The sequence below is a fragment of the Acrocarpospora catenulata genome, from assembly GCF_018476525.1.
Lineage (GTDB): Bacteria > Actinomycetota > Actinomycetes > Streptosporangiales > Streptosporangiaceae > Acrocarpospora > Acrocarpospora catenulata.
Genome location: NZ_JAHCST010000027.1, coordinates 25,324 through 44,437 on the forward strand (window position 1 = coordinate 25,324; position 19,114 = coordinate 44,437).

Consider the following 19,114-nt stretch of genomic DNA (forward strand, 5'->3'; position numbering starts at 1 on the left):
GGAAAGGTGTCGCATGAGGTAGTCGTTGGGGTCGGCGCGGGCGCCGCGGCGGTGCCCGGCAAGGAACTGGCCACCGAGGACATGATCCTCAACATCGGCCCGCAGCACCCGTCCACGCACGGCGTGCTCCGGCTCCGCCTCACCCTGGACGGGGAGCGGATCGCCACCGCCGAGCCGATCGTCGGCTACATGCACCGGGGTGCCGAGAAGCTCTTCGAGGTGCGCGACTACCGCCAGATCATCGTGCTGGCCAACCGGCACGACTGGCTGTCGGCGTTCGCCAACGAACTCGGCGTGGTGATCGCGGTGGAACGCATGCTCGGCATGGAGCCGCCGGTGCGGGCGGTCTGGGCGCGCACCCTGCTGGCCGAGCTCAACCGGGTGCTCAACCACCTGATGTTCCTCGGCTCCTACCCGCTGGAACTGGGCGCGATCACGCCGGTCTTCTACGCCTTCCGGGAGCGGGAGACCATCCAGGCGGTGATGGAGGAGATCTCCGGCGGGCGGCTGCACTACATGTTCAACCGGGTGGGCGGCCTCAAGGAGGACCTGCCGCTCGGCTGGCTGGACCGCACCACCCAGGCCGTGGCCGAGGTGCGCCGCCGGTTGCCCGACATCGAGCAGCTGATCAGCGGGAACGAGATCTTCCTGGCCCGCACCACCGGCGTGGGCGTGCTGGACCGCGAGACCATCCTTCAGTACGGCGTGAGCGGCCCCATCGCCCGCGCCTCCGGCCTCGACCTGGACCTGCGGCGGGACGAACCATACCTGGCCTACGGGGAACTCCCGGTCAAGGTGGTCACCCGCTCGGCCGGGGACTGCCACGCCCGCTTCGAGGTCCTGCTCGACCAGCTCAAGGTCTCCCTGGACCTGGCCGACGCCTGCGTGGCCCGGCTCAGGGAGCTCCCGCCCGGGCCGATCAACCAGCGGCTGCCCAAGATCCTCAAAGCGCCGGAGGGGCACACGTACGCGTGGACCGAGAGCCCCCTCGGGCTCAACGGCTACTACCTGGTCTCGCGCGGCGAGAAGACCCCGTGGCGGCTGAAGCTGCGCAGCGCCTCCTACAACAACGTCCAGGTGCTGCGCGAGATGCTGCCCGGCCACCTGGTGGCCGACATGGTGGCCATCCTCGGGTCGATGTTCTTCGTCGTCGGCGACATCGACAAGTAGCTACTTCTGGTCGCGGTCCTTCTGGTCGGGGACGCGGCAGCTGAACTCCAGGTAGAGGGCGGCGCAGATGAGCAGCACGCAGGAGACGAACGAACCGCCGGCGATGAACGCGTCCTGCCGGGGGTCCGGCACGTCGATCAGCTCCAGGGTGTGGATGACGAAGCCGCCGAACACCCCCGCGAACACCGCCCCCGTGGCCGAGGTGGCCTTGGCCAGCGCGGCCAGCCGGGCCACCGCCAGCGGCTCCACCGGCCTGGTCCCGGGCTTGCGGGCGATCCTGCCCCGGGTCAGCCACCCCGTGTACGCCTCCCCCAGGGCCAGGATCAGCAGCGTCGGGATGGCCGTCCACGGCAGCGCGGGCAGCGTGGTGTACACCTGCTTCAGCACGGCCCAGGTGAGCACGGCGAAGATGATGACCAGCCCCACCAGGACGCCAGGGTTGCTCGGCTTCACAGCTGACTCTTCACGGATGCGCTCCTAGACCGGGGGTTGCAGCGAAAGGTCGGTGCGGAGCCGGACCCCGCTCTGGTCGAGATCGTCGAGCAGGTCCGCCACCGGACCGTACCCGGGCAGTTCCGCGGCCGGGTCGGCCTGGAGCCAGGGCGCCAGCACGAAGGCCCGCTCGTGGGCGCGCGGGTGGGGCAGGATCAGCTCGGGATCGTCCGAGATCAGGTCCTCCACGGCGATCAGATCCACGTCCAGGGTGCGCGGGCCCCAGCGTTCCTTGCGCTCCCGGCCGAAGGCGTCCTCGACGCTCAGCGCGCGCTCCAGGATCGAGCGTGCGCTCACCTCACAGTCCGCGATCACCACGGCGTTCAGGTACGCCCCCTGCTCGGGACCGCCCACCGGGTCGGTCTCGTACACCGGGGAGAGCGCCACGAAGGTCATGCCGGGGGCGTCGAAGAGCGCGTCCACGGCGCCCTGGAGGTTGTCGATCCGGCGTCCGAGGTTGCTGCCGAGGGCGAACACGACCCTCACGCCCGGGACCTCCGCACGGTCACCACCACGTCCGCGAACGGCACCTCGATGGGGGCGGCTGGCTTGTGCACCCGGATCTCGGCCTCGACCACCGGCTCATGGGTCAGACAGGCCGTGGCCAGCCGGTCGGCCAGCGTCTCGATCAGGTTCACCGGCTCCCCTGCCACGATCGCGGCCAGTTCCGCGGCCAGCCGGCCGTAGTCCACCGTCCTGGCCAGGTCGTCGTCGGCCGCGGCCGGACGGGTGTCCAGAAAGAGGGTGGCGTCCACGACGAACTCCTGGCCCAGCTCCCGCTCGGCCGGCAGGCAGCCGTGCCGCCCTCGTGCGCGGACCCCCCGCAGTGCCACGCTGTCCATCACCCGGATCCGCCTCCCGCGTTCTCCTCGCCGTCATCCTCGTCTTCGTCGTCACCCTGCAGGACCGGGGAGCCGTGGTGGTGCCAGAGCCGCCAGCCCTCCGGGGTGCGCACGTAGGTGTTGGTGGCCACCACCCGGCCCGCCGCGAAGCCGGTCTCGTCGGCGCCGGCCGCGGTCAGGATGTTCTCCGCGCAGGTCAGCACGGCCACGTCGCCGAGCACGGTGGTGCTCACGTCGGTCAGCACGAACTGGATGTAGGGCGTGTTGGCCATGATCAGTGCCCACGAGCGGAGCACCTCGGAGCGGCCGCTCAGCATCGGCCAGCCCGGATGCACGCACATGGCCACCCGGCCCGCGACGTCCTCCACCCAGATCTCGGACATACGGTCCAGGTCGGCGCTCTCGATGGCGTTGTAGAACGCCTGGTTGAGATCCTCAACGTCCTTCATGGCGTCCCTCACCGGTCGCGGATCTCTGTTTGCCCCGCCATTTGCCTCGCCGCGGCGGGGATGACGGATCGTTTCTCGGCCCGCCGCCAGGCCGCCGCCACCCGGACCGCGTCGGCGTTCGGCCGGACCTCGTGCACCCGGACGCACCAGGCGCCCGCCCTGGCCGCCAGGGCGGTCACCGCGAGGGTGGCGTCGTCGCTCTGGTCGAACGAGCGGGGCGCGCCGTCCTGGTCGGCCAGCAGCCGCCCCAGGAACCGTTTGCGGGAGGCCCCGACGATCAGCGGGTGGCCCAGTTCGGCCAGCGCGGGCAGGCCGGCCAGGAGCTCCCAGTTGTGCTCGGGCTGCTTGGAGAAGCCAAGACCCGGGTCGAGCACGATCTGCTCCTCCCCGACCCCCTCGGCCAGCACCGAGTCCACCCGCTTGCGCAGTTCCTCGGCCACCTCGGTGACCACGTCGGCGTAAATGGCGCGGCTGTCCATGTCCCTGCTGTGGCCGCGCCAGTGCATCACCACGTACGGCACCCGGGCGGCGGCGACCACGCGGGGCATCACCGGGTCGGCCAGCCCGCCGCTCACGTCGTTGACCAGCCGGGCCCCGGCCGCCAGGGCCGCCTCGGCCACCTCGGCGCGCATGGTGTCCACGCTGACCACCACCCCGGCCTGGCTGAGCGCCCGGATCACCGGCGTCACCCGGCGCAGCTCCTCCTCCAGCGGGACCCTGGCCGCCCCCGGCCGGGTGGACTCCCCGCCCACGTCGACCAGGTCGGCGCCCTCGGCCACCAGCTCGAGACCACGCGCCACCGCCGCGTCCACGTCGAACCAGCGGCCACCGTCGGAGAAGGAGTCGGGGGTGACGTTGACCACGCCCATCACCAGGCATCGCCCCAGATCGGGCAGCCCTGGCACGGCCATCTTCTCGCTCCTCACCTGCGACCTGAACGCCACGCTCCTGAACACCAAGCCTAGGCTCTTACCCGACGTCGTCAGTCGCGTGGGCGCAGCCTGTGGATAACGATCGGGATCATCGCGCGATGATCAACGACATCGCCTCTGCACGGGTCTTGTCGTCCTCACGGAACAGGCCACGCACCGCAGAGGTGATGGTCTTGGCCCCCGGCTTGCGCACCCCGCGCATCGCCATGCACATGTGCTCGGCCTCCACCACCACGATCACGCCGCGCGGCTCGAGCACCTCCACCATCGCGTCGGCGATCTGCGAGGTCATGCGCTCCTGGACCTGCGGGCGGCGCGCGTACACGTCCACCAGTCTGGCCAGCTTGGACAGACCGGTGACCTGGCCCTTCTCGTTCGGGATGTAGCCGACGTGGGCCACCCCGTGGAACGGCACCAGGTGGTGCTCACAGGTGCTGTAGACCTCGATGTCGCGGACCAGCACCATCTCGTCGTGGTCCGCGTCGAACATCGTGGTCAGCGCGTCCGTGGGCGCCTGCCCCAGCCCGGCGAACTGCTCCGCGAACGCCCGGGCCACCCGGGCGGGGGTGTCGAGCAGGCCGTCCCGGTCGGGATCCTCGCCGATGGCGAAAAGGATCTCCCGAACGGCCCGCTCGATCCGGGCGTGGTCGAACTTGGGGGGCGGGCCCGGCACTCAGGCCTCGTCCTTCTTGGGCGTCGCGGGCTGAACCGCGGCGCCGCTGCCGGCCTGGAGCGCCGGGGCGGAGCCGTTGCCGTTGGCCAGTTCCTTGGCGGTCACGACCGGCGGGCGGTCGGACGGCAGGCGCTTGCCGTACCCGGCGTAGGAGGGACGCTTCTCCTTGGGCACCACCGGGGCGAAGATCTGGAGGACCTGCTCCCGGGAGAGGGTCTCCTTCTCCATCAGCTCCAGCACCAGGTTGTCCAGGACGTCCCGGTACTCCACCAAAACGTCCCAGGCGATGTCGTGGGCCGACTCGATCAGGCGGCGCACCTCGTCGTCGATGGTGGAGGCGATCTGCTCGGAGTAGTCCCGCTCGTGGCCCATCTCGCGGCCGAGGAAGACCTCGCCGTTACCTGAGCCGAACTTGCGGGCGCCCAGCTTCTCGCTCATGCCGTACTCGGTGACCATGCGCCGGGCGATGGCGGTGGCCTTCTCGATGTCGTTGGAGGCGCCGGTGGTGGGCTCGTGGAAGACCAGTTCCTCGGCGGTCCTGCCGCCGAGCAGCATGGCCAGCTGGTCGTTCATCTCCGACCGGGTGGCCAGGAACTTGTCCTCCATGGGCAGCGTCATCGTGTAGCCGAGCGCCCGGCCCCGGGACAGGATCGTGATCTTGTGCACCGGGTCGGAGTTGGGCAGCGCGTGCGCCACCAGGGCGTGGCCGCCCTCGTGGTACGCGATGATCTTCTTCTCCTGGTCGGACATCACCCGCGACTTGCGCTCGGGCCCGGCCATGACCCGGTCGATGGACTCCTCAAGGGTTTCCATCGTGATCAGCTTCTGGTCGTTCCGCGCGGTCAGCAGCGCCGCCTCGTTGATCACGTTGGCCAGGTCGGCGCCGGTGAAGCCGGGGGTCCGGCGGGCGATCACGTCCAGGTCCACACCCTCGGCGAAGGGTTTGCCGCGGCCGTGCACCTTGAGGATGCCCTTGCGGCCCTCCAGGTCGGGCCGGTCCACGGTGACCTGGCGGTCGAAGCGGCCGGGGCGCAGCAGCGCCGGGTCCAGGATGTCGGGCCGGTTGGTGGCCGCGATCAGGATCACGCCGCCCTTGACGTCGAAGCCGTCCATCTCGACCAGCAGCTGGTTGAGGGTCTGCTCACGCTCGTCGTGGCCGCCGCCCAGACCGGCGCCACGGTGGCGGCCCACCGCGTCGATCTCGTCGATGAAGATGATCGCGGGGGCGTTCGCCTTGGCCTGCTCGAACAGGTCGCGCACCCGGGAGGCGCCGACACCGACGAACATCTCCACGAAGTCGGAACCGGAGATCGAGTAGAACGGCACCCCGGCCTCGCCGGCGACCGCCCGCGCGAGCAGGGTCTTGCCGGTGCCGGGCGGGCCGTACAGCAGCACGCCCTTGGGGATCTTGGCGCCGATGGCCTGGAACTTGGCCGGGGCCTGGAGGAACTCCTTGATCTCATGGAGTTCCTCGATGGCCTCGTCGGCGCCGGCCACGTCGGCGAAGGTGGTCTTGGGGGTGTCCTTGGTGATCAGCTTCGCCTTGGACTTCCCGAAGTTCATCACCCGGGAGCCGCCGCCCTGCATCTGGTTCATGATGAACAGGAAGATGAGGACGATGATCACGATGGGCAGGAAGCTGAGCAGCAGGCTGACCAGGAAGTTCTCCCTGGGCACGTCGACGGTGAAGCCGCCCTTGACCTTGCCCTGGGCCTTCTGCTGGGCCAGCTGGTTGACCAGCTCGACACCCTGACCGGTCACCCAGGGCGCCTGGATACGCTTGGTGAGCCGGCCGTCCTTACCCGCCTTGACGTCGTTGATCAAGGTCAGCTCGATGCGCTGTTCCTTGTCGATCACCTTGGCGTTCTGCACGTTCCCGGTCTGGATCTGCTCCATCACCTGGGAGGTGTCCGTCGCGGTGTAGTTGCCGTCACTGGTGAACACCGAGGCGACGAGCAGGAGAACCACGACGATGCCAAGGATCCACAACAGTGGCCCACGTGTAAATCGCTTGAGATCCATCCGATGCGGAACCCCGGCGGGCCCGTCCCTTCCCTGACCACGGCCTGGCCCCCCTCCATCGAGGGGGTCGCGGCACCTGTTTGCCGCTCCAACTGACTACCCAGAGCTGTCCCTGCGCTATCAGAAGGTACACCGCCCCGGCCGCGCAGAGTCACTGTGCGGCCAGCGCCCGGTACTGCCTACCAACGTACGTCAGGGATGCCCGTGTTCCCCGACCTGGGAGCAAATAACGCGCCTTTGGCCGGGTACTTCGCTCAGGGCTTACTCGCCACCGTAGACATGCGGGGCGAGCGTGCCGATGAATGGCAGGTTCCGGTACTGCTCCGCGTAGTCCAGGCCGTATCCGATCACGAATTCGTTGGGTATGTCGAAGCCGACGTACTTCACGTCGATCGGCACCTTGACCGCCTCCGGCTTGCGGAGCAGGGCGCAGATCTCGGCGGAGGCCGGGTTGCGCGACTGGAGGTTGTTCATCAGCCAGGACAGGGTGAGCCCGGAGTCGATGATGTCCTCCACCACCAGCACGTGGCGGCCGGCGATGTCGGTGTCGAGGTCCTTGAGCACCCGGACCACACCGGAGGACTTGGTGCCCGCCCCGTACGAGGACACCGCCATCCAGTCCATCTGGACCGGAAGGTGCAGAGCCCTGGCCAGGTCGGCCATGATCATGACGGCGCCCTTGAGCACCCCGACGAGCAGCAGATCCTTCCCGGCGTAGTCCGCGTCGATCTGACCGGCGAGTTCTTTGATCTTGGCCTGGAGCTCGTCTTCGGAAATGAGGACGTTGGACAGGTCACTGCCCAGGTCGGCTGCATCCACCTGCGGGATTCCTTAGGATTAATGAGAAACTCGTGATCTGGGCAGCCACAGCGGAGAGCCCCCTGGTCGGAGGCTATGTGGCTGTCCATGGGACGGGTTTCTCGTTAACAGAGGTTGCTGGCGAATATCAGGGTGCCACATCGTCGCTGTGCGCCGACCCCCCCGGGTAGGTCGACGCCGCGCTGGCCGCGCCAGTCGGTGACCAGGCGGTCCACCTCCTCGATGTGCACGGCCGCGAGCGCGCCCGCCGGGGATCCGGCCGCCACCGCCGCGCGCTGGATCACCCGCCGCCGGACCGCGGCGGGCAGCGCCCGCAGGGTGGCCACGTCCAGGCCCGCGCCCAGCTCTCTGGCCTGGGCGTAGACCGCGTCCGCCCACTCGTCCAGGGCGTCGGCGTCGTCCCGGCAGAGCCGGGCGGTGCGGGCCAGCGCCTCGGCGATGCCGGGGCCGAGCGCGGTCTCCAGCGCGGGCAGCGCCTCCCGGCGCACCCGCACCCTGCGGTAGGCCGGATCCTGGTTGTGCGGGTCCTCCCAGACGGCCAGCCCGAGGGCGGCGCACGCCTGCTCGGTACGGGTACGGCTCAAGCCCAGCAGCGGCCGCCGGTACCGCCCGGCGCGCTCGGCCATGCCCGCCAGGGAGCGGCTGCCGCTGCCCCGGGAGAGCCGGAAGAGCACGGTCTCGGCCTGGTCGTTGAGGGTGTGGCCGAGCAGTACGGCGGCGGCGCCCAGGCGGTCGGCGGCGGCGTCCAGAGCGGCGTACCTGGCCGCCCGCGCAGCGGCCTCCGGGCCGCCCTCGGTGCCCACGGTGACGGTGAGCGCCTCGGCCGGGTCGAGGGCGAGGCCAGGCGCCAGCAGCACCAGGTCGCGGGCCCGGTCGGCGGAGCCGGGCTGCAGACCGTGGTCGACGGTGAGCAGACCGGCCCGCAGGCCCATCCGGGGCGCGGTGAAGCCGAGGCAGGCGGCCAGGGCCAGCGAGTCGGCGCCGCCGCTGCACGCGGCCAACACGAGCGCTCCGGGCGGCAGGTCGGCCAGGGCGGCCCTGATGGCCCTGCGGATGTCGGCGACGGCGGGATGGGGCCCCATGGAGCCATTGTGGCCCCAGGGGGACGCCTACTCCGCCGGGGCGTCCTCGCCGTGCTCGGCGGCGGGAGCGGCACCGTTCTGGCCGTGGTGACCGTTCTGGCCGTTCTGGCTCGGCGGGAGCGCGCCGCTGCTGAGCACCCGGCGCATCCAGGACTGCGGGTCAGCGATCTCCTGCCGGGTGGGCAGGGTCTCGGCCGAGGTCCAGACCTTGTTGAAGCCCTCCATCCCGGCCTCGTCCACCACGGTGCGGACGAAGGTGGAGCCCTCCGCGTACTGCTTCATCTTGAGGTCCAGGCCGAGCAGGCGGCGGATCAGCTGGTCGACCCGGGAGCCGCCGCCCCTGCGGCGCTGGAACTTGGCCCGGATGTCGGCCACGGTGGGCACCACGCTCGGGCCCACCGCGTCCATCACGTAGTCGCCGTGGCCCTCGACCAGGGTCATCACCGCGGTCACCCGGTCCAGCACGGCCTTCTGCTCGGGCGTCTGGATGGCCTCGATGATGTTGCCCTCGCCGCCGCGGAACGCGTCGGCCACCGCGTCGGTGACGTCCCGCATGCGCTCCAGCAGGGTGGACAGGTCAAGCTCGGAGATGGTGAGGAACTCGGTCATCTGCGCCTGCAGGTACGGCCGGAGCCAGGGCACGCCGGTGAACTGCACCCGGTGGGTCTCCTCGTGCAAGCAGACCCAGAGGCGGAAGTCGCGGGTGTCCACCCCCAGCTCCCGCTCCGCGTGCACGATGTTGGGCGCGACCAGGGTCAACCGGCCGGTCGGCGCGTTGCCGTCGGGGTCGGGCGGCAGGAACAGCTCGTACTGCCCGAGCACCCGGGAGGCCAGGAAGGCCAGCACGGCCCCGACCTCCACCCCGGTGATCCGGGAGCCGACGGCGCTCACGATGGCCGGCATGTTCGAGCCGACCTTCTGGGTCAGGGGTTCCAGGACCACCTTGAAGCCGTCCACGTTGGCCCGGATCCAGCCGGGCCGGTCCACCACCGTGGCCTCCTCGGGCGGCGCGGAGTCGATCCCGGTGAAGTCCTTGACGTGGCCCTCGGCCTCCCGGGAGAGCCGCCGGAGCTCGGCGACCGCCTGCCTGGCCTCCTCCCGGCTGACCTGCGGCCCGGGGCGGACCAAACGCACCCCCGTGGCGACGGCGAGGTCCCAATCGATCACTGCGGGCATGGCGTCCTCACCGTTCCTCTGCTTGGTTCCGCATGTTTCCCACCGTATGTCAGGCGGTCAGGACGCGCGCGAGACGATGGCGGCCAGCCGGTCGAGCATGGCCACCGCCTTCGTCGGATTAGCCACGTCGTTGGCCATGAACGCGAAGCTGAGCAGCCGTCCGTCCACCGTGTAGACCAGGCCGGTCAACGTGTTCACTCCGTTGAGCGTGCCCGTCTTGGCGCGCACCAATCCGGCTCCGGGCCGGGATTCGGCCTGGTCGTAGCGGTTGTGCAGGGTGCCGGTGTAACCGGCCACCGGCAGGCCGCTGACCAGCGTGTGCAGTTGGGGGTGGGCGGGGGAGGCGGCCAGCGCGACCAGTTTGGCCAGGGCGGCGGGGGTGATGCGGTTGCGGGTGGACAGGCCGCTGCCGTCGTGCACCTCGACGCCGTCGGCGGCGCCGAGCCGGGTGAGCACCCGCCGTACGGCCTCGGCCTGGCCGAGGAAGGTGGCAGGCTGCTGCTCCTTGATCGCGACCTGCCGGGCCAGCGCCTCGGCCAGGTCGTTGTCGCTCTCCGTGAGCATGTGTTCGACCAGCTGGTAGACGGGGGGCGAGTCGACCTTGGCCACCTCGGGGAAGGCGGGGGTGGCCTTGCCGGGGCGGATGGTGTCGCCGACCTTGATCCCATTCTTCTCCAGCAGCGCGGCGAAGGCGGTGGCCGCGGCCTGGGGCGGGTCGGCGGAGCGGGCGTCGCTGTCCGGGGAGACCCGGCCCTCGTCGATGGCCAGCGCGGTCACCGGGGCCGCGCTGCCCTCCGGCACGTACGTCGGTTTCCACCCGGGGGCGAGCACCGGCCCCTGGAACAGGGTGGCGTCGTACCGGAGGGAGACCGCTCTGACGCCGTCCGCCTTCAGTGCCTTGGCGGTGCGGGCGGCGAGCACGGCCAGCGAGGCGGGACGGGGGTAGATCCGTTTCTTGGCGTCGGTCCTGGGCCCGGCCAGGGTCGGGTCGCCGCCGCCGATCAGCACGATCGAGGTCTTCCCCGAGCGGGCCACCCGGGTGCTCAACCGCGCGTCGGCGCCGAGAGAGGCGAGCGCGGCCACCCCGGTGACGACCTTGGTGGTGGAGGCGGGGGTGAGTGCGCGGGCGGCCGCGGAGTCGAAGAGAGTCTGCCCGGTCTCGGTGTCGATCACAGCGGCGGCCAGATTGCCCGCCGCCTCAGGGTCCCCCAGCGCCGCGCCGAGCAGGGAGCTCAAAGTACCCTTGGCGGGGAGGGGTCCATCCTCCGCTGCGACCAGCACCGGGCCGGCGGTGACGATCGGGGTGGGGGTCGGTTGTGGTGACGCGATGGGGAGAGGCAGCCGGCCGATGCCGTTGGCGATCACATAGACGCCCACGGCGACGGCGAACGCCTGCAACAGGGCGAGGGTGACCAGCACCACCCACCGCTCGCGTCGCACCAACGTAACCTCTCCCTGCTATACGGGTTCCTGGATGTTCCCGGGCGGTGTTCCGGTACGACCGCCCAGGTCACGCGATTCTGGCTAAACGAGACACTAATGCCACCCCGGGACCGCCCGGAGTGCTTGAGCGGAGGAACCGCAGTGCAATTCGACGTTGTCGTTGAGATTCCGAAGGGGCAACGGAACAAGTACGAAGTGGACCACGAGACCGGGCGGATCCGCCTGGACCGCATGCTCTTCACTTCCACCCAGTACCCCGCGGACTACGGCTTCATCGAGAACACCCTCGGCGAGGACGGCGACCCTCTGGACGCCCTCGTCCTCCTCCAGGAGCCGACCTTCCCCGGCTGCCTGATCAAGTGCCGCGCGGTCGGCATGTTCCGGATGACCGACGAGAAGGGCGGGGACGACAAGGTGCTCTGTGTGCCCGCCACCGACCCCCGGATGGAGCACATCAGGGACATCCACCACGTTCCCGAGTTCGACCGGCTGGAGATCCAGCACTTCTTCGAGGTGTACAAGGACCTGGAACCCGGCAAGTCGGTCGAGGGCGCCAACTGGGTGGGCCGGGTGGAGGCCGAGCTGGAGATCGAACGTTCCATCAAGCGCGCCCAAACCGAGGATCATTGACGGATTAGGCCGGGCGGGTGGCGCCGACCAGATCATGGCGCCACATCGAGGCGATCCGGACCACGTCCCCCGTCTGGGGGGCGTGGACCATCCGGCCCCGGCCGATGAAGATTCCGACGTGGTGGATGGTGCCAGGGTCGGCGGTCCGGCGGCCGAAGAAGAGCAGGTCGCCGGGGCGCAGCCGGTTCAGTGGCACGTGCGGCCCTGACGTCCACTGGGTCCCGGTCCAGTGGTCCAGGCCGACGCCGGCGCGCTGCCAGGCCCGCATGGTGAGCCCGGAGCAGTCGTAGCTGCGAGGCCCGTCGGCCGCCCAGACGTACGGCTTGCCGAGCTGGGTGAGCGCCCAGCGGGCGGCCACGCCTCCCAGGCCTGCCGAGGCGGCGCGGGCCCAGCCGGGGACTGTCTGGTTCTCCTGTTCCCTGCGCAGCCGTTCCGCGCGCAGGCGCTCCACCCGGGATTTGGCCGCCGCCAGCTTCCCGGTCAGCTCCGTCTGCTCGGCCTTGATCTCCTTGGTCTCCCTGACCTGGGCGGCGACGGCCTCGGCGGCCTGCCGTTTCAGGTGCTCGGCCAGGGCCGCGGAGGCCCGGCGCTGGAGCAGCGCGCGGGCCGCCTGGTCCCGCAGGATGGTGTAGACCCGCTGGCTGGCCCGCAGGCTCCGCATGGCGGCGGACTTCTCGTTGCCGAGCTGGCTGACCAGGCTCGCCCTGCGGAGGAAGGTGCTGCCCGCCCCCAGCAGGGTGAGCATCGGGACGGTGAGCCCGGATTGGCTGTACTGCTCGGCCGCCATCGCGCCCACCTGCTCCCTGACCTGCTCGACCTCGTCCCGCGCCCCGTCGAGGCTGGTGCTGAGCGTGCGGTGCCGGTTCTCGGCGGCGCGGAGCCGGACCAGTTCCCCGTTGTACGCCTCGACCCGGCGCTCGGCCTGGGCGGTGAGCTCGTGCAGCCGGGCCTTGGCGTTGGCCAGGCGGAGCTGGGCGCGGTTGAGCTCGCGGCTGCGCTCCTTGACCTTCTCCTTGGCGGCGCGGATGTCCGCCGGGGTCGGGCTGGGGTCGGCATCGGCCGGTGACGCTCCGCTCAGGACGAGAACGCACACGGTCGCGGTGACCAACCATGGTGACCTGCGGAGTGGCATTGTTCTCCCTTCCCGTTACCTCCACTCCCACAGTTCCCAATGGTTACTCTGTGTAATCACTGATCTGGACAGGGGCGCTTTCGGGTGTGCTGGGGCTCGGGGGACGAGGAGGGCGTGGAAGGGGTCGCCGAGGGGGTCGCGGTCGGCTGTTCCGCCGGCGACGGGCTGGGGGCCGGAGTGGGCGGGCAGGTACGGCTTGGCCGGGGCCGCTGAGGCCGCTGAGGCCGCTGCCGGGCCGGAGGCGTCTCCGTGGTCACCGTGATGGTCACCGTGGGGGTGGGCTCGGGGGCGTCCGGGGTCGGGTCGGCTGTCTTGACCGGGGCTTTGGTGGGCGTCTGACGCTTGGTGGGGACCGGCCGGGCGTAGCTGTCCGGGCGGACCCGGTGCCGCACGACGGGGGGGACGGCAGGAGTCGTGGCCGGGGTGGACTTGAGGTCGTGGGGTTCCAGCGGCGTGTCCCTGGGCGCCGGCGGGTCGGGAAGCTTGGCGGAGGGCGTTTTCACCGGGAAGAGCTCGGAGGCGGTGACCGCGGTCTGGCCGGCCCGGTCGGAGCCGAGCTGGCTGAAGGCGAAGACGACGGCCGCCACCGCCGCGATCGCGGCCACCACGCCGAGCACCGCGTGCGGCCAGCGGCGCGGCCGGCCAGGCGGCACGGGGAACCCGGCCTCGTCCAGCCGGCCCACCCGGCGGGCGACGTACTGCCGGTAGGGCACGAGTTCCGGGTCGATGAAGCAGCTCATCACCCGGACCCTGAGCGTGTCCGGCAGGGGGGCCTCGGGAAGCAGGGCGAACACCCTGGCCGCGGAGACCTCGCCCGGGCCGGCCAGGGCTCCGGCCGGCGACAGGGCCGCTCGCAGGCGCTGGGTGGCGCCCTCGCGTAAGGCCTCGGCCTGGCGCGGCGAGCGGCCCAGGACGGCGGCCAGGTCGAAGCCGGAGAGGCCGTGGCGGGTGCTGAGCTCCAGGACCTCGCGGTCCTCGTAACTGAGGGCGCGGGTGGCGTTCCAGGCCGCCAGGCGCTGTTCGGAGTCGCCCTCGCCGGTGGTCACCGCGACCCCGGCCGGGTCGGTCTCGTCGGTCACCACGAAGCCCGGGATACGCCGCCGGGCGCACTCCGCGCGGGCCAGCGCCAGCAGCCACTGCCGGAGCCTGCGCGGTTCGGCCAGGGCGCCGACGTGCGCCTCGGCCGCGATCAGCGTGTCCCTGAGCGCCACCTGGGCGCCGTCGGGACTGCCCAGCATGGCCCAGCAGTATTGGTAGAGGCTTTCTGCGTAGGTGTCGTAGAGCTCGGCGAGGGCCCCCGGATCGCGCTCACGGAGGGCCTCGACCAGCAGGCGGTCATCCATGTGACCGAAGGTAATGGATTAGTAACTATCAGTTCCAGTGATTCGCGGTTCTGCTTCGTCCCGCCACATTTACCCAGGGAAATCCGCTCAGGCCAGTCAGAGTAGTATGACCACAAAAATGGTGGCGAGGGCGATACCGGCGAGAATCAGGGTCACCACGGCACAGTCCGAGGCGGCCTGAACCATGCCGGAGTCGGTGAAAGCGGACGGCCCGCCCCTGATGTCGTCCAGCGCCCGGGGCGCCAGGACCAGCGCGGCCACAGCTGGGAGCACGCCCAGCCCGGCCAGGAAGAACAGCGGCAATGAGGAGAAACCCAACCTGGTCGCCCATATCACGCGTCGCCGGTTGATTATCCGCTCTTGTCGCGTTTCCAACATTTGTGGCGTCATGCCAAATCGAACCTCCGTGCCGGTTTATTACCTCCTTTCACGCGGTACCCGGATGTTCGTTATTGATAACGTCAAGAAGGTTCAGGAAGGGGCGATTTGGAGGCCCGCCGCGGCGCAGCCCTCGGCCAGCGCGTCCAGGCCGAACGCCTCCACCGGGCCGAGCGCGCCGGTGCCGCCCACCCCGCGCACCAGCGCGGTGGTCGCCGCCCAGGCCAGCACCCGGGCCGTGAAGTCGTACGGGTCGCCCCCGTCCAGCCGTACCGTGGCCAGCAGCCGCCCCGCCCGGTCGTAGGCCTCCGCCACGGTCTGCGAGGAGATGGCGGGGTCGGCCACCGCCAGCCGGTTGCCGGTGCGGATCGCGCGGTCGGCCATCGCCTCGGTCATCCGGCGGGCGCCGGGCAGCGCCGCGATCACGGGGGTGGCCCTGGCCAGCACCCCGGCGGCCCGGGTCAGGCCGCCCAGCCAGCCCAGGTAGACGTTGACCTCGCGGAGCCGGGGGTAGGCGCGGGGCAGCGCGAAGTGCTCGCTGGCGCCCAGGGAGATGCCGTGGCGTTTCCGGCCGCCGACGTCGAAGAGCCGGGTCCGGCCGTGCTCGCGGATGATGCGGCCGTCGCGGAAGCCGTACATGGGCTCCAGGATCATGCCGAGCGCGGAGGCGCGGGTGCCCGCGCTGGCGCGGCGGGCCATGTTGCCGCGGACGAAGTATCCGATGTCCACCCGGACCGCCGCCGTGCCCGCCTTGCGCAGGGCCAGCGCGGCGGCCAGGTTGCCGGGCACGTAGTCGTACCCGAAGGCGGTGACCAGGGCGGCGCCGCGGGCCGCGGCGGCGGGGCCGTACCGCTGGAAGACCCGCTTGATGAACGGCGGCTCGCCGGTGGAGTCCAGGTAGATCGCCCCGGCCTCGGTGACCGCGCGAACCGCCGGCTCACCCCAGCGGGCGAACGGCCCGACGGTGGAGATCAGCACGTCCCCGGACTCCACGATGCGGCGCACCGAGTCCGGCCGGCTCACGTCGGCCACCGCCGTCGGCAGCCGGGTCGGCAGCGCCGCCGCCAGCGCGGCCAGCCTGGCCGGATCTCGGCCCGCCAGCAGCGGCAGGGCGCCCCGGGCCAGCAGGGCCTCGGCGGTGAGCCGGCCGGTGAAACCCGTGGCGCCGAACAGGACGATCCGGGGGGTGGTCATGTGTTCACGGTAACCCGGTCCCGATTTCAAGATCCAGAGTGGTTGGTCGCTGATCACGAGCGTTTGTCGAGGATCGCCTGGTACCCGCGATCCTTGGCGAACGGCTCGGTGGTGGGCTTGACCGTGTGCACCGGCACCGCCCCGCCCAGCGCCAGTTCCTCGTACGGCTTGGCGGTGGCGCCCCAGGTCCTGGCCATCACCTGGGTGGCGGCCACCTCGGCGTCGCCGCTCACGCTCTCCACAGTGATGATGAACCGGCGGTTGACGTCCGGCCGCACGTCGTCCACGAACGCCGTGCCGCCGCCCACCAGCTTGCCGGCCGCGTCCCGCAGCAGCGCGGTCACCACCAGGCTGCTGGCCGGCTTCAGGTACGGGTCCGCCACGTACCCCGTGATCAGGTAGTTTCCGGTGCCCAGCTTCTCGGTGCGCACGTTGCTCACCGGGAACGACTTGAACGCCGACGGGATGCGGGCGGCCAGGTGCCAGACCGCCGGGCGGTAGGAGATCTTCACGGTGACCGGCTTCTCCGCGGCCAGCGCCTCGCCCGTGAAGGCCAGCGAGGCCGTGGGCGGGACGGCGTCCAGCGGCTGCTCCATGCGCACGACCTCCTTGCCGGCCGCGTCCAGCGCGCTGATGGTGGCCACGGTGTTCTCCCCGAAGTGCCACCGGTTGGCGTTGGCGAGCACGCCCGCCCAGTTCACCACGTAACCGCCGCTGGCCTGCGCCACCGAGGAGGTCTGCTCCTTCAGCGCGAGCGGGGCGAGCTGGGAGGGTTTGGCGGATTCGTCTTTCGAGCATCCCGCGAGAACCACCAGGGTGGACAGGGCCAGTGCTGTCATACGCTGCGTCACTAGGCCGTGATAACCCGTGAACGCCCTGGCCTGCCCGGATTACACGCCGACCCCGGGGAAAGCTTTACCGCACGCGTTCGACCCGGCCCTCGTCCCAGACCGGCTCAGGGGCCTCGTACACCCGGCCGTCCGCGCCGAAGACCAGGTAGCGGTCGAAGTCGGCGGCGAACCAGCGGTCGTGGGTGACCGCCAGCACGGTTCCCGCGAACGAGTCCAGACCCTCCTGCAACGCCTCGGCGCTGGCCAGGTCCAGGTTGTCGGTGGGCTCGTCGAGCAGGAGCAGGGTGGCGCCGGACAGTTCCAGCAGCAGGATCTGCAGGCGGGCCTGCTGGCCACCGGAGAGCGTCTCGAAGCGCTGCTCGGCGATGGTGCCGGCCAGCTCGTACCGGGCGAGGATCTTCATCGCCTCGTTCCTGAGCCTGGCGTGCTCGGTCATGACGATCTCGCACGGGGTGCGCTTGGCCAGTTCCGGGCGGGCGTGGGTCTGGGCGAAGTGGCCGGGCACCACCCGGGCGCCGAGCCTGGCCACGCCGGTGTGCCGGATCTCCTCGCCCGCGATCAGCCGGAGGAAGTGGGACTTGCCGGAACCGTTGGAGCCGAGCACGGCCACCCGCTCGCCGTACCAGATCTCCAGGTCGAAGGGTTTCATCAGGCCGGTCAGTTCGAGGTTCTCGCAGATCACCGCGCGCTTGCCGGTGCGGCCGCCGCGCAGCCGCATGGTGATCTGCTGGTCCTTGGCGGCCAGCTCGGGCGGGCCGGCCTCCACGAACTTGCGCAGGCGGGTCTGGGCGGCGTGGTAGGCGGCGGCCATGCCGTCGTTGTAGGTGGCCTTCTGCTTGAGCATGTTGACCAGGCGCTTGAGCTTGATGTGCTCCTCGTCCCAGCGGCGGCGCAGCTCCTCCAGGCGCTCGTTGCGGTCCTTGCGGGCCTGGACGTACGTGGCGAAGCCGCCGCCGTGCACCCAGATGTTGCCGGCTTCGACGGTGACGATGCGGTCGGCGGCGTTGGCCAGGAGCTGGCGGTCGTGGGAGACCAGCAGCACGGTCTTCGGGGTCTCCCGCAGGGCCTGCTCCAGCCAGAGCTTGCCCGGCACGTCCAGGTAGTTGTCCGGCTCGTCCAGCAGCAGCGTCTGGTCGGGGCCGCGTAGCAGGGCCTCCAGGACCAGGCGTTTCTGCTCGCCGCCGGAGAGGGTGGTGACCTCGCGGTACTTCACATTGTCGTACGGGGCGCCGAGGGCGGCCATGGTGCAGGTGTCCCAGAGCACCTCGATGTCGTAACCGCCGGCGTCGGAGTAGTCGGTGATCGCCTGGGCGTACCTGAGCTGGGTCTTCTCGTCGTCCCGCTCCATCATGAGCAGCTCGACCTCGGCCAGCTTCTCGGCCGCCTGGCGGACGCGGACCGGGGCCACCGAGAGCAGCAGGTCGTGGACAGAACGCCCGTCCCGGATGCTCCCGATGAACTGCCGCATCACGCCGAGCCCGCCGGAATTGGCCACCGACCCCTCAACGGGCTGGAGATCCCCGGAGATCAGCCGCAGCAGGGTGGTCTTCCCCGCGCCGTTGGGGCCGATGAGGGCGGCCTTGACCCCTTCACCGATGCGGAACGACACGTCGTCCAGCAGCGGTCTGCCATCCGGCAGCACATACGTCAGATGACCGACCTCAACGTGTCCCACGCCCACTCCCTGAATCCCCGCGAAGGGTATCCGTCGGCCGGGTGAGGTGGCATCCCAATTTCTGGGATCGCTAGATGATCACGGTCATTGAGGTGCTGGTGATGGTGAAGCCGATTCGGGCGTAGGTGTTCTTGGCGTGGTTGGCGTAGGTCACCGCCAGGCCCATCTCGGTCAGGCCGCCGGCGGCGGCGCGGAGCTGGACGTGGCGGAGCAGGTGGGCTCCCAGGCCGCGTGGGGAGCGTTCGGGGTGGCGGAAGACCTCGGAGATCCAGGGAGTGCCTTTGAAGCCGTTGACCAGGACTCCCGCCACCACGTCGCCGTCGGTGTCCAGCGCCACCGCGCTACAGGGGAGGAGTTCGCCGATCAGCTTTCCGGCCACCAGGGGGACCAGTTCCTCCAGGAACGCCTGCTGGTCGTCGCGGGTGGCGGAATGGTCCGGGTGGCCGGGCGGGAACGCGGCCACCCAGGACTCGAACATGTCCTCCGCCGTACGCTCATGGGCCGGGATGAAGCGGAAGCCTTCGGGGGCAGGGCCTTCCAGCGGGGGCAGTGCGGACAGATCGGTCAGGTCGCAGTGCATGGTGTGGGCGTGGCGGGAGAGGCGGGCGCCCTTGTCGAGGAGTTGCCGGCCGAGGTCGACCGGGGTGGAGACCGCCCAGCCGGTCAGATCCGTCATGATCAGGTCGACCGGGTCGGGGCCGATCACCTCGACCATGTCCGCCCACGGCCGCCCGTCCCGGAACCCCTCAAGGTAACTGATCACCGGAACGCCTTGGGCATTCTTCCTGATCTGTCGCATTCTGCGAGAATC

The 19,114-nt window shown here is 70.6% G+C and carries 20 protein-coding genes; 2 read left to right on the forward strand and 18 right to left on the reverse strand.

Translation table 11 applies throughout. From position 1 onward, the window contains the following. The first annotated feature begins 6 nt into the window (after window positions 1-6). The gene (locus KIP79_RS25440; protein WP_214107432.1) at window positions 7-1,170 is read left to right on the forward strand and encodes an NADH-quinone oxidoreductase subunit D; all 1,164 of its coding nucleotides are present in this window, start codon (window positions 7-9) and stop codon (window positions 1,168-1,170) included. Here the strand turns inward: KIP79_RS25440 and KIP79_RS25445 are convergent, their stop codons facing one another. From KIP79_RS25445 to dacB, 11 genes are all read right to left on the reverse strand, one after another. Next, window positions 1,171-1,623 carry a DUF3180 domain-containing protein gene (locus KIP79_RS25445; RefSeq protein ID WP_214107433.1) on the reverse strand — a complete coding sequence of 151 codons (453 nt, stop codon included), beginning with the start codon at window positions 1,621-1,623 and terminating at the stop codon, window positions 1,171-1,173. 24 nt (window positions 1,624-1,647) lie between these two features. Continuing rightward, window positions 1,648-2,148: a 2-amino-4-hydroxy-6-hydroxymethyldihydropteridine diphosphokinase gene (gene folK / locus KIP79_RS25450; RefSeq protein WP_214107434.1), complete on the reverse strand. Its 501-nt coding sequence runs from the start codon at window positions 2,146-2,148 to the stop codon at window positions 1,648-1,650. Continuing rightward, complete coding sequence (folB, locus tag KIP79_RS25455; RefSeq protein ID WP_214107435.1) at window positions 2,145-2,504, reverse strand: dihydroneopterin aldolase; 360 nt, start codon at window positions 2,502-2,504, stop codon at window positions 2,145-2,147. The genes folK and folB overlap by 4 nt, the downstream gene beginning before the upstream one ends. Further along, window positions 2,504-2,953: a nuclear transport factor 2 family protein gene (locus KIP79_RS25460; protein WP_214107436.1), complete on the reverse strand. Its 450-nt coding sequence runs from the start codon at window positions 2,951-2,953 to the stop codon at window positions 2,504-2,506. The genes folB and KIP79_RS25460 overlap by 1 nt, the downstream gene beginning before the upstream one ends. An 8-nt stretch (window positions 2,954-2,961) precedes the next feature. Beyond that, complete coding sequence (gene folP, locus KIP79_RS25465) at window positions 2,962-3,864, reverse strand: dihydropteroate synthase (protein WP_443611859.1); 903 nt, start codon at window positions 3,862-3,864, stop codon at window positions 2,962-2,964. 109 nt (window positions 3,865-3,973) lie between these two features. Further along, the gene (folE, locus tag KIP79_RS25470; RefSeq protein WP_214107437.1) at window positions 3,974-4,558 is read right to left on the reverse strand and encodes a GTP cyclohydrolase I FolE; all 585 of its coding nucleotides are present in this window, start codon (window positions 4,556-4,558) and stop codon (window positions 3,974-3,976) included. Further along, window positions 4,559-6,580 carry an ATP-dependent zinc metalloprotease FtsH gene (ftsH, locus tag KIP79_RS25475; protein ID WP_214107438.1) on the reverse strand — a complete coding sequence of 674 codons (2,022 nt, stop codon included), beginning with the start codon at window positions 6,578-6,580 and terminating at the stop codon, window positions 4,559-4,561. It lies immediately after the preceding gene. 261 nt (window positions 6,581-6,841) lie between these two features. Beyond that, window positions 6,842-7,399: a hypoxanthine phosphoribosyltransferase gene (gene hpt / locus KIP79_RS25480; protein WP_214107439.1), complete on the reverse strand. Its 558-nt coding sequence runs from the start codon at window positions 7,397-7,399 to the stop codon at window positions 6,842-6,844. Window positions 7,400-7,503: 104 nt separating this feature from the next. Beyond that, the gene (gene tilS, locus KIP79_RS25485) at window positions 7,504-8,481 is read right to left on the reverse strand and encodes a tRNA lysidine(34) synthetase TilS (RefSeq protein WP_214107440.1); all 978 of its coding nucleotides are present in this window, start codon (window positions 8,479-8,481) and stop codon (window positions 7,504-7,506) included. A gap of 27 nt (window positions 8,482-8,508) precedes the next feature. Continuing rightward, window positions 8,509-9,657 (reverse strand): Rv3626c family coenzyme F420 biosynthesis-associated protein, encoded by a 1,149-nt coding sequence (locus KIP79_RS25490; RefSeq protein WP_214107441.1) that lies wholly within the window; start codon window positions 9,655-9,657, stop codon window positions 8,509-8,511. Window positions 9,658-9,714: 57 nt separating this feature from the next. Then, the gene (gene dacB / locus KIP79_RS25495) at window positions 9,715-11,097 is read right to left on the reverse strand and encodes a D-alanyl-D-alanine carboxypeptidase/D-alanyl-D-alanine endopeptidase (protein WP_308169886.1); all 1,383 of its coding nucleotides are present in this window, start codon (window positions 11,095-11,097) and stop codon (window positions 9,715-9,717) included. Window positions 11,098-11,241: 144 nt separating this feature from the next. Between dacB and KIP79_RS25500 the strand changes: the two genes are divergently transcribed. Next, on the forward strand, window positions 11,242-11,730 hold the full coding sequence (locus KIP79_RS25500) for an inorganic diphosphatase (protein WP_214107443.1): 489 nt from the start codon (window positions 11,242-11,244) through the stop codon (window positions 11,728-11,730). A 4-nt stretch (window positions 11,731-11,734) separates the two neighbouring features. Here KIP79_RS25500 and KIP79_RS25505 read toward each other — a convergent pair whose 3' ends face one another. The 7 genes from KIP79_RS25505 to KIP79_RS49645 form a co-directional block, all read right to left on the reverse strand. After that, on the reverse strand, window positions 11,735-12,838 hold the full coding sequence (locus KIP79_RS25505; protein WP_214107444.1) for a C40 family peptidase: 1,104 nt from the start codon (window positions 12,836-12,838) through the stop codon (window positions 11,735-11,737). 80 nt (window positions 12,839-12,918) lie between these two features. Continuing rightward, the gene (locus KIP79_RS25510; protein WP_214107445.1) at window positions 12,919-14,205 is read right to left on the reverse strand and encodes an RNA polymerase sigma factor; all 1,287 of its coding nucleotides are present in this window, start codon (window positions 14,203-14,205) and stop codon (window positions 12,919-12,921) included. Between the two features lie 96 nt (window positions 14,206-14,301). Further along, complete coding sequence (locus tag KIP79_RS25515; protein WP_214107446.1) at window positions 14,302-14,523, reverse strand: hypothetical protein; 222 nt, start codon at window positions 14,521-14,523, stop codon at window positions 14,302-14,304. A gap of 153 nt (window positions 14,524-14,676) precedes the next feature. Further along, window positions 14,677-15,777 (reverse strand): NAD(P)H-binding protein, encoded by a 1,101-nt coding sequence (locus tag KIP79_RS25520; RefSeq protein ID WP_214107447.1) that lies wholly within the window; start codon window positions 15,775-15,777, stop codon window positions 14,677-14,679. 53 nt (window positions 15,778-15,830) lie between these two features. Further along, complete coding sequence (locus tag KIP79_RS25525) at window positions 15,831-16,628, reverse strand: hypothetical protein (RefSeq protein WP_308169887.1); 798 nt, start codon at window positions 16,626-16,628, stop codon at window positions 15,831-15,833. Between the two features lie 64 nt (window positions 16,629-16,692). Further along, on the reverse strand, window positions 16,693-18,303 hold the full coding sequence (locus tag KIP79_RS25530; protein ID WP_214107448.1) for an ABC-F family ATP-binding cassette domain-containing protein: 1,611 nt from the start codon (window positions 18,301-18,303) through the stop codon (window positions 16,693-16,695). A 70-nt stretch (window positions 18,304-18,373) separates the two neighbouring features. Continuing rightward, a complete protein-coding gene (locus tag KIP79_RS49645) occupies window positions 18,374-19,066 on the reverse strand; it encodes a GNAT family N-acetyltransferase (RefSeq protein ID WP_214107449.1) in 693 nt (230 codons plus the stop codon). Window positions 19,067-19,114: the final 48 nt, after the last annotated feature.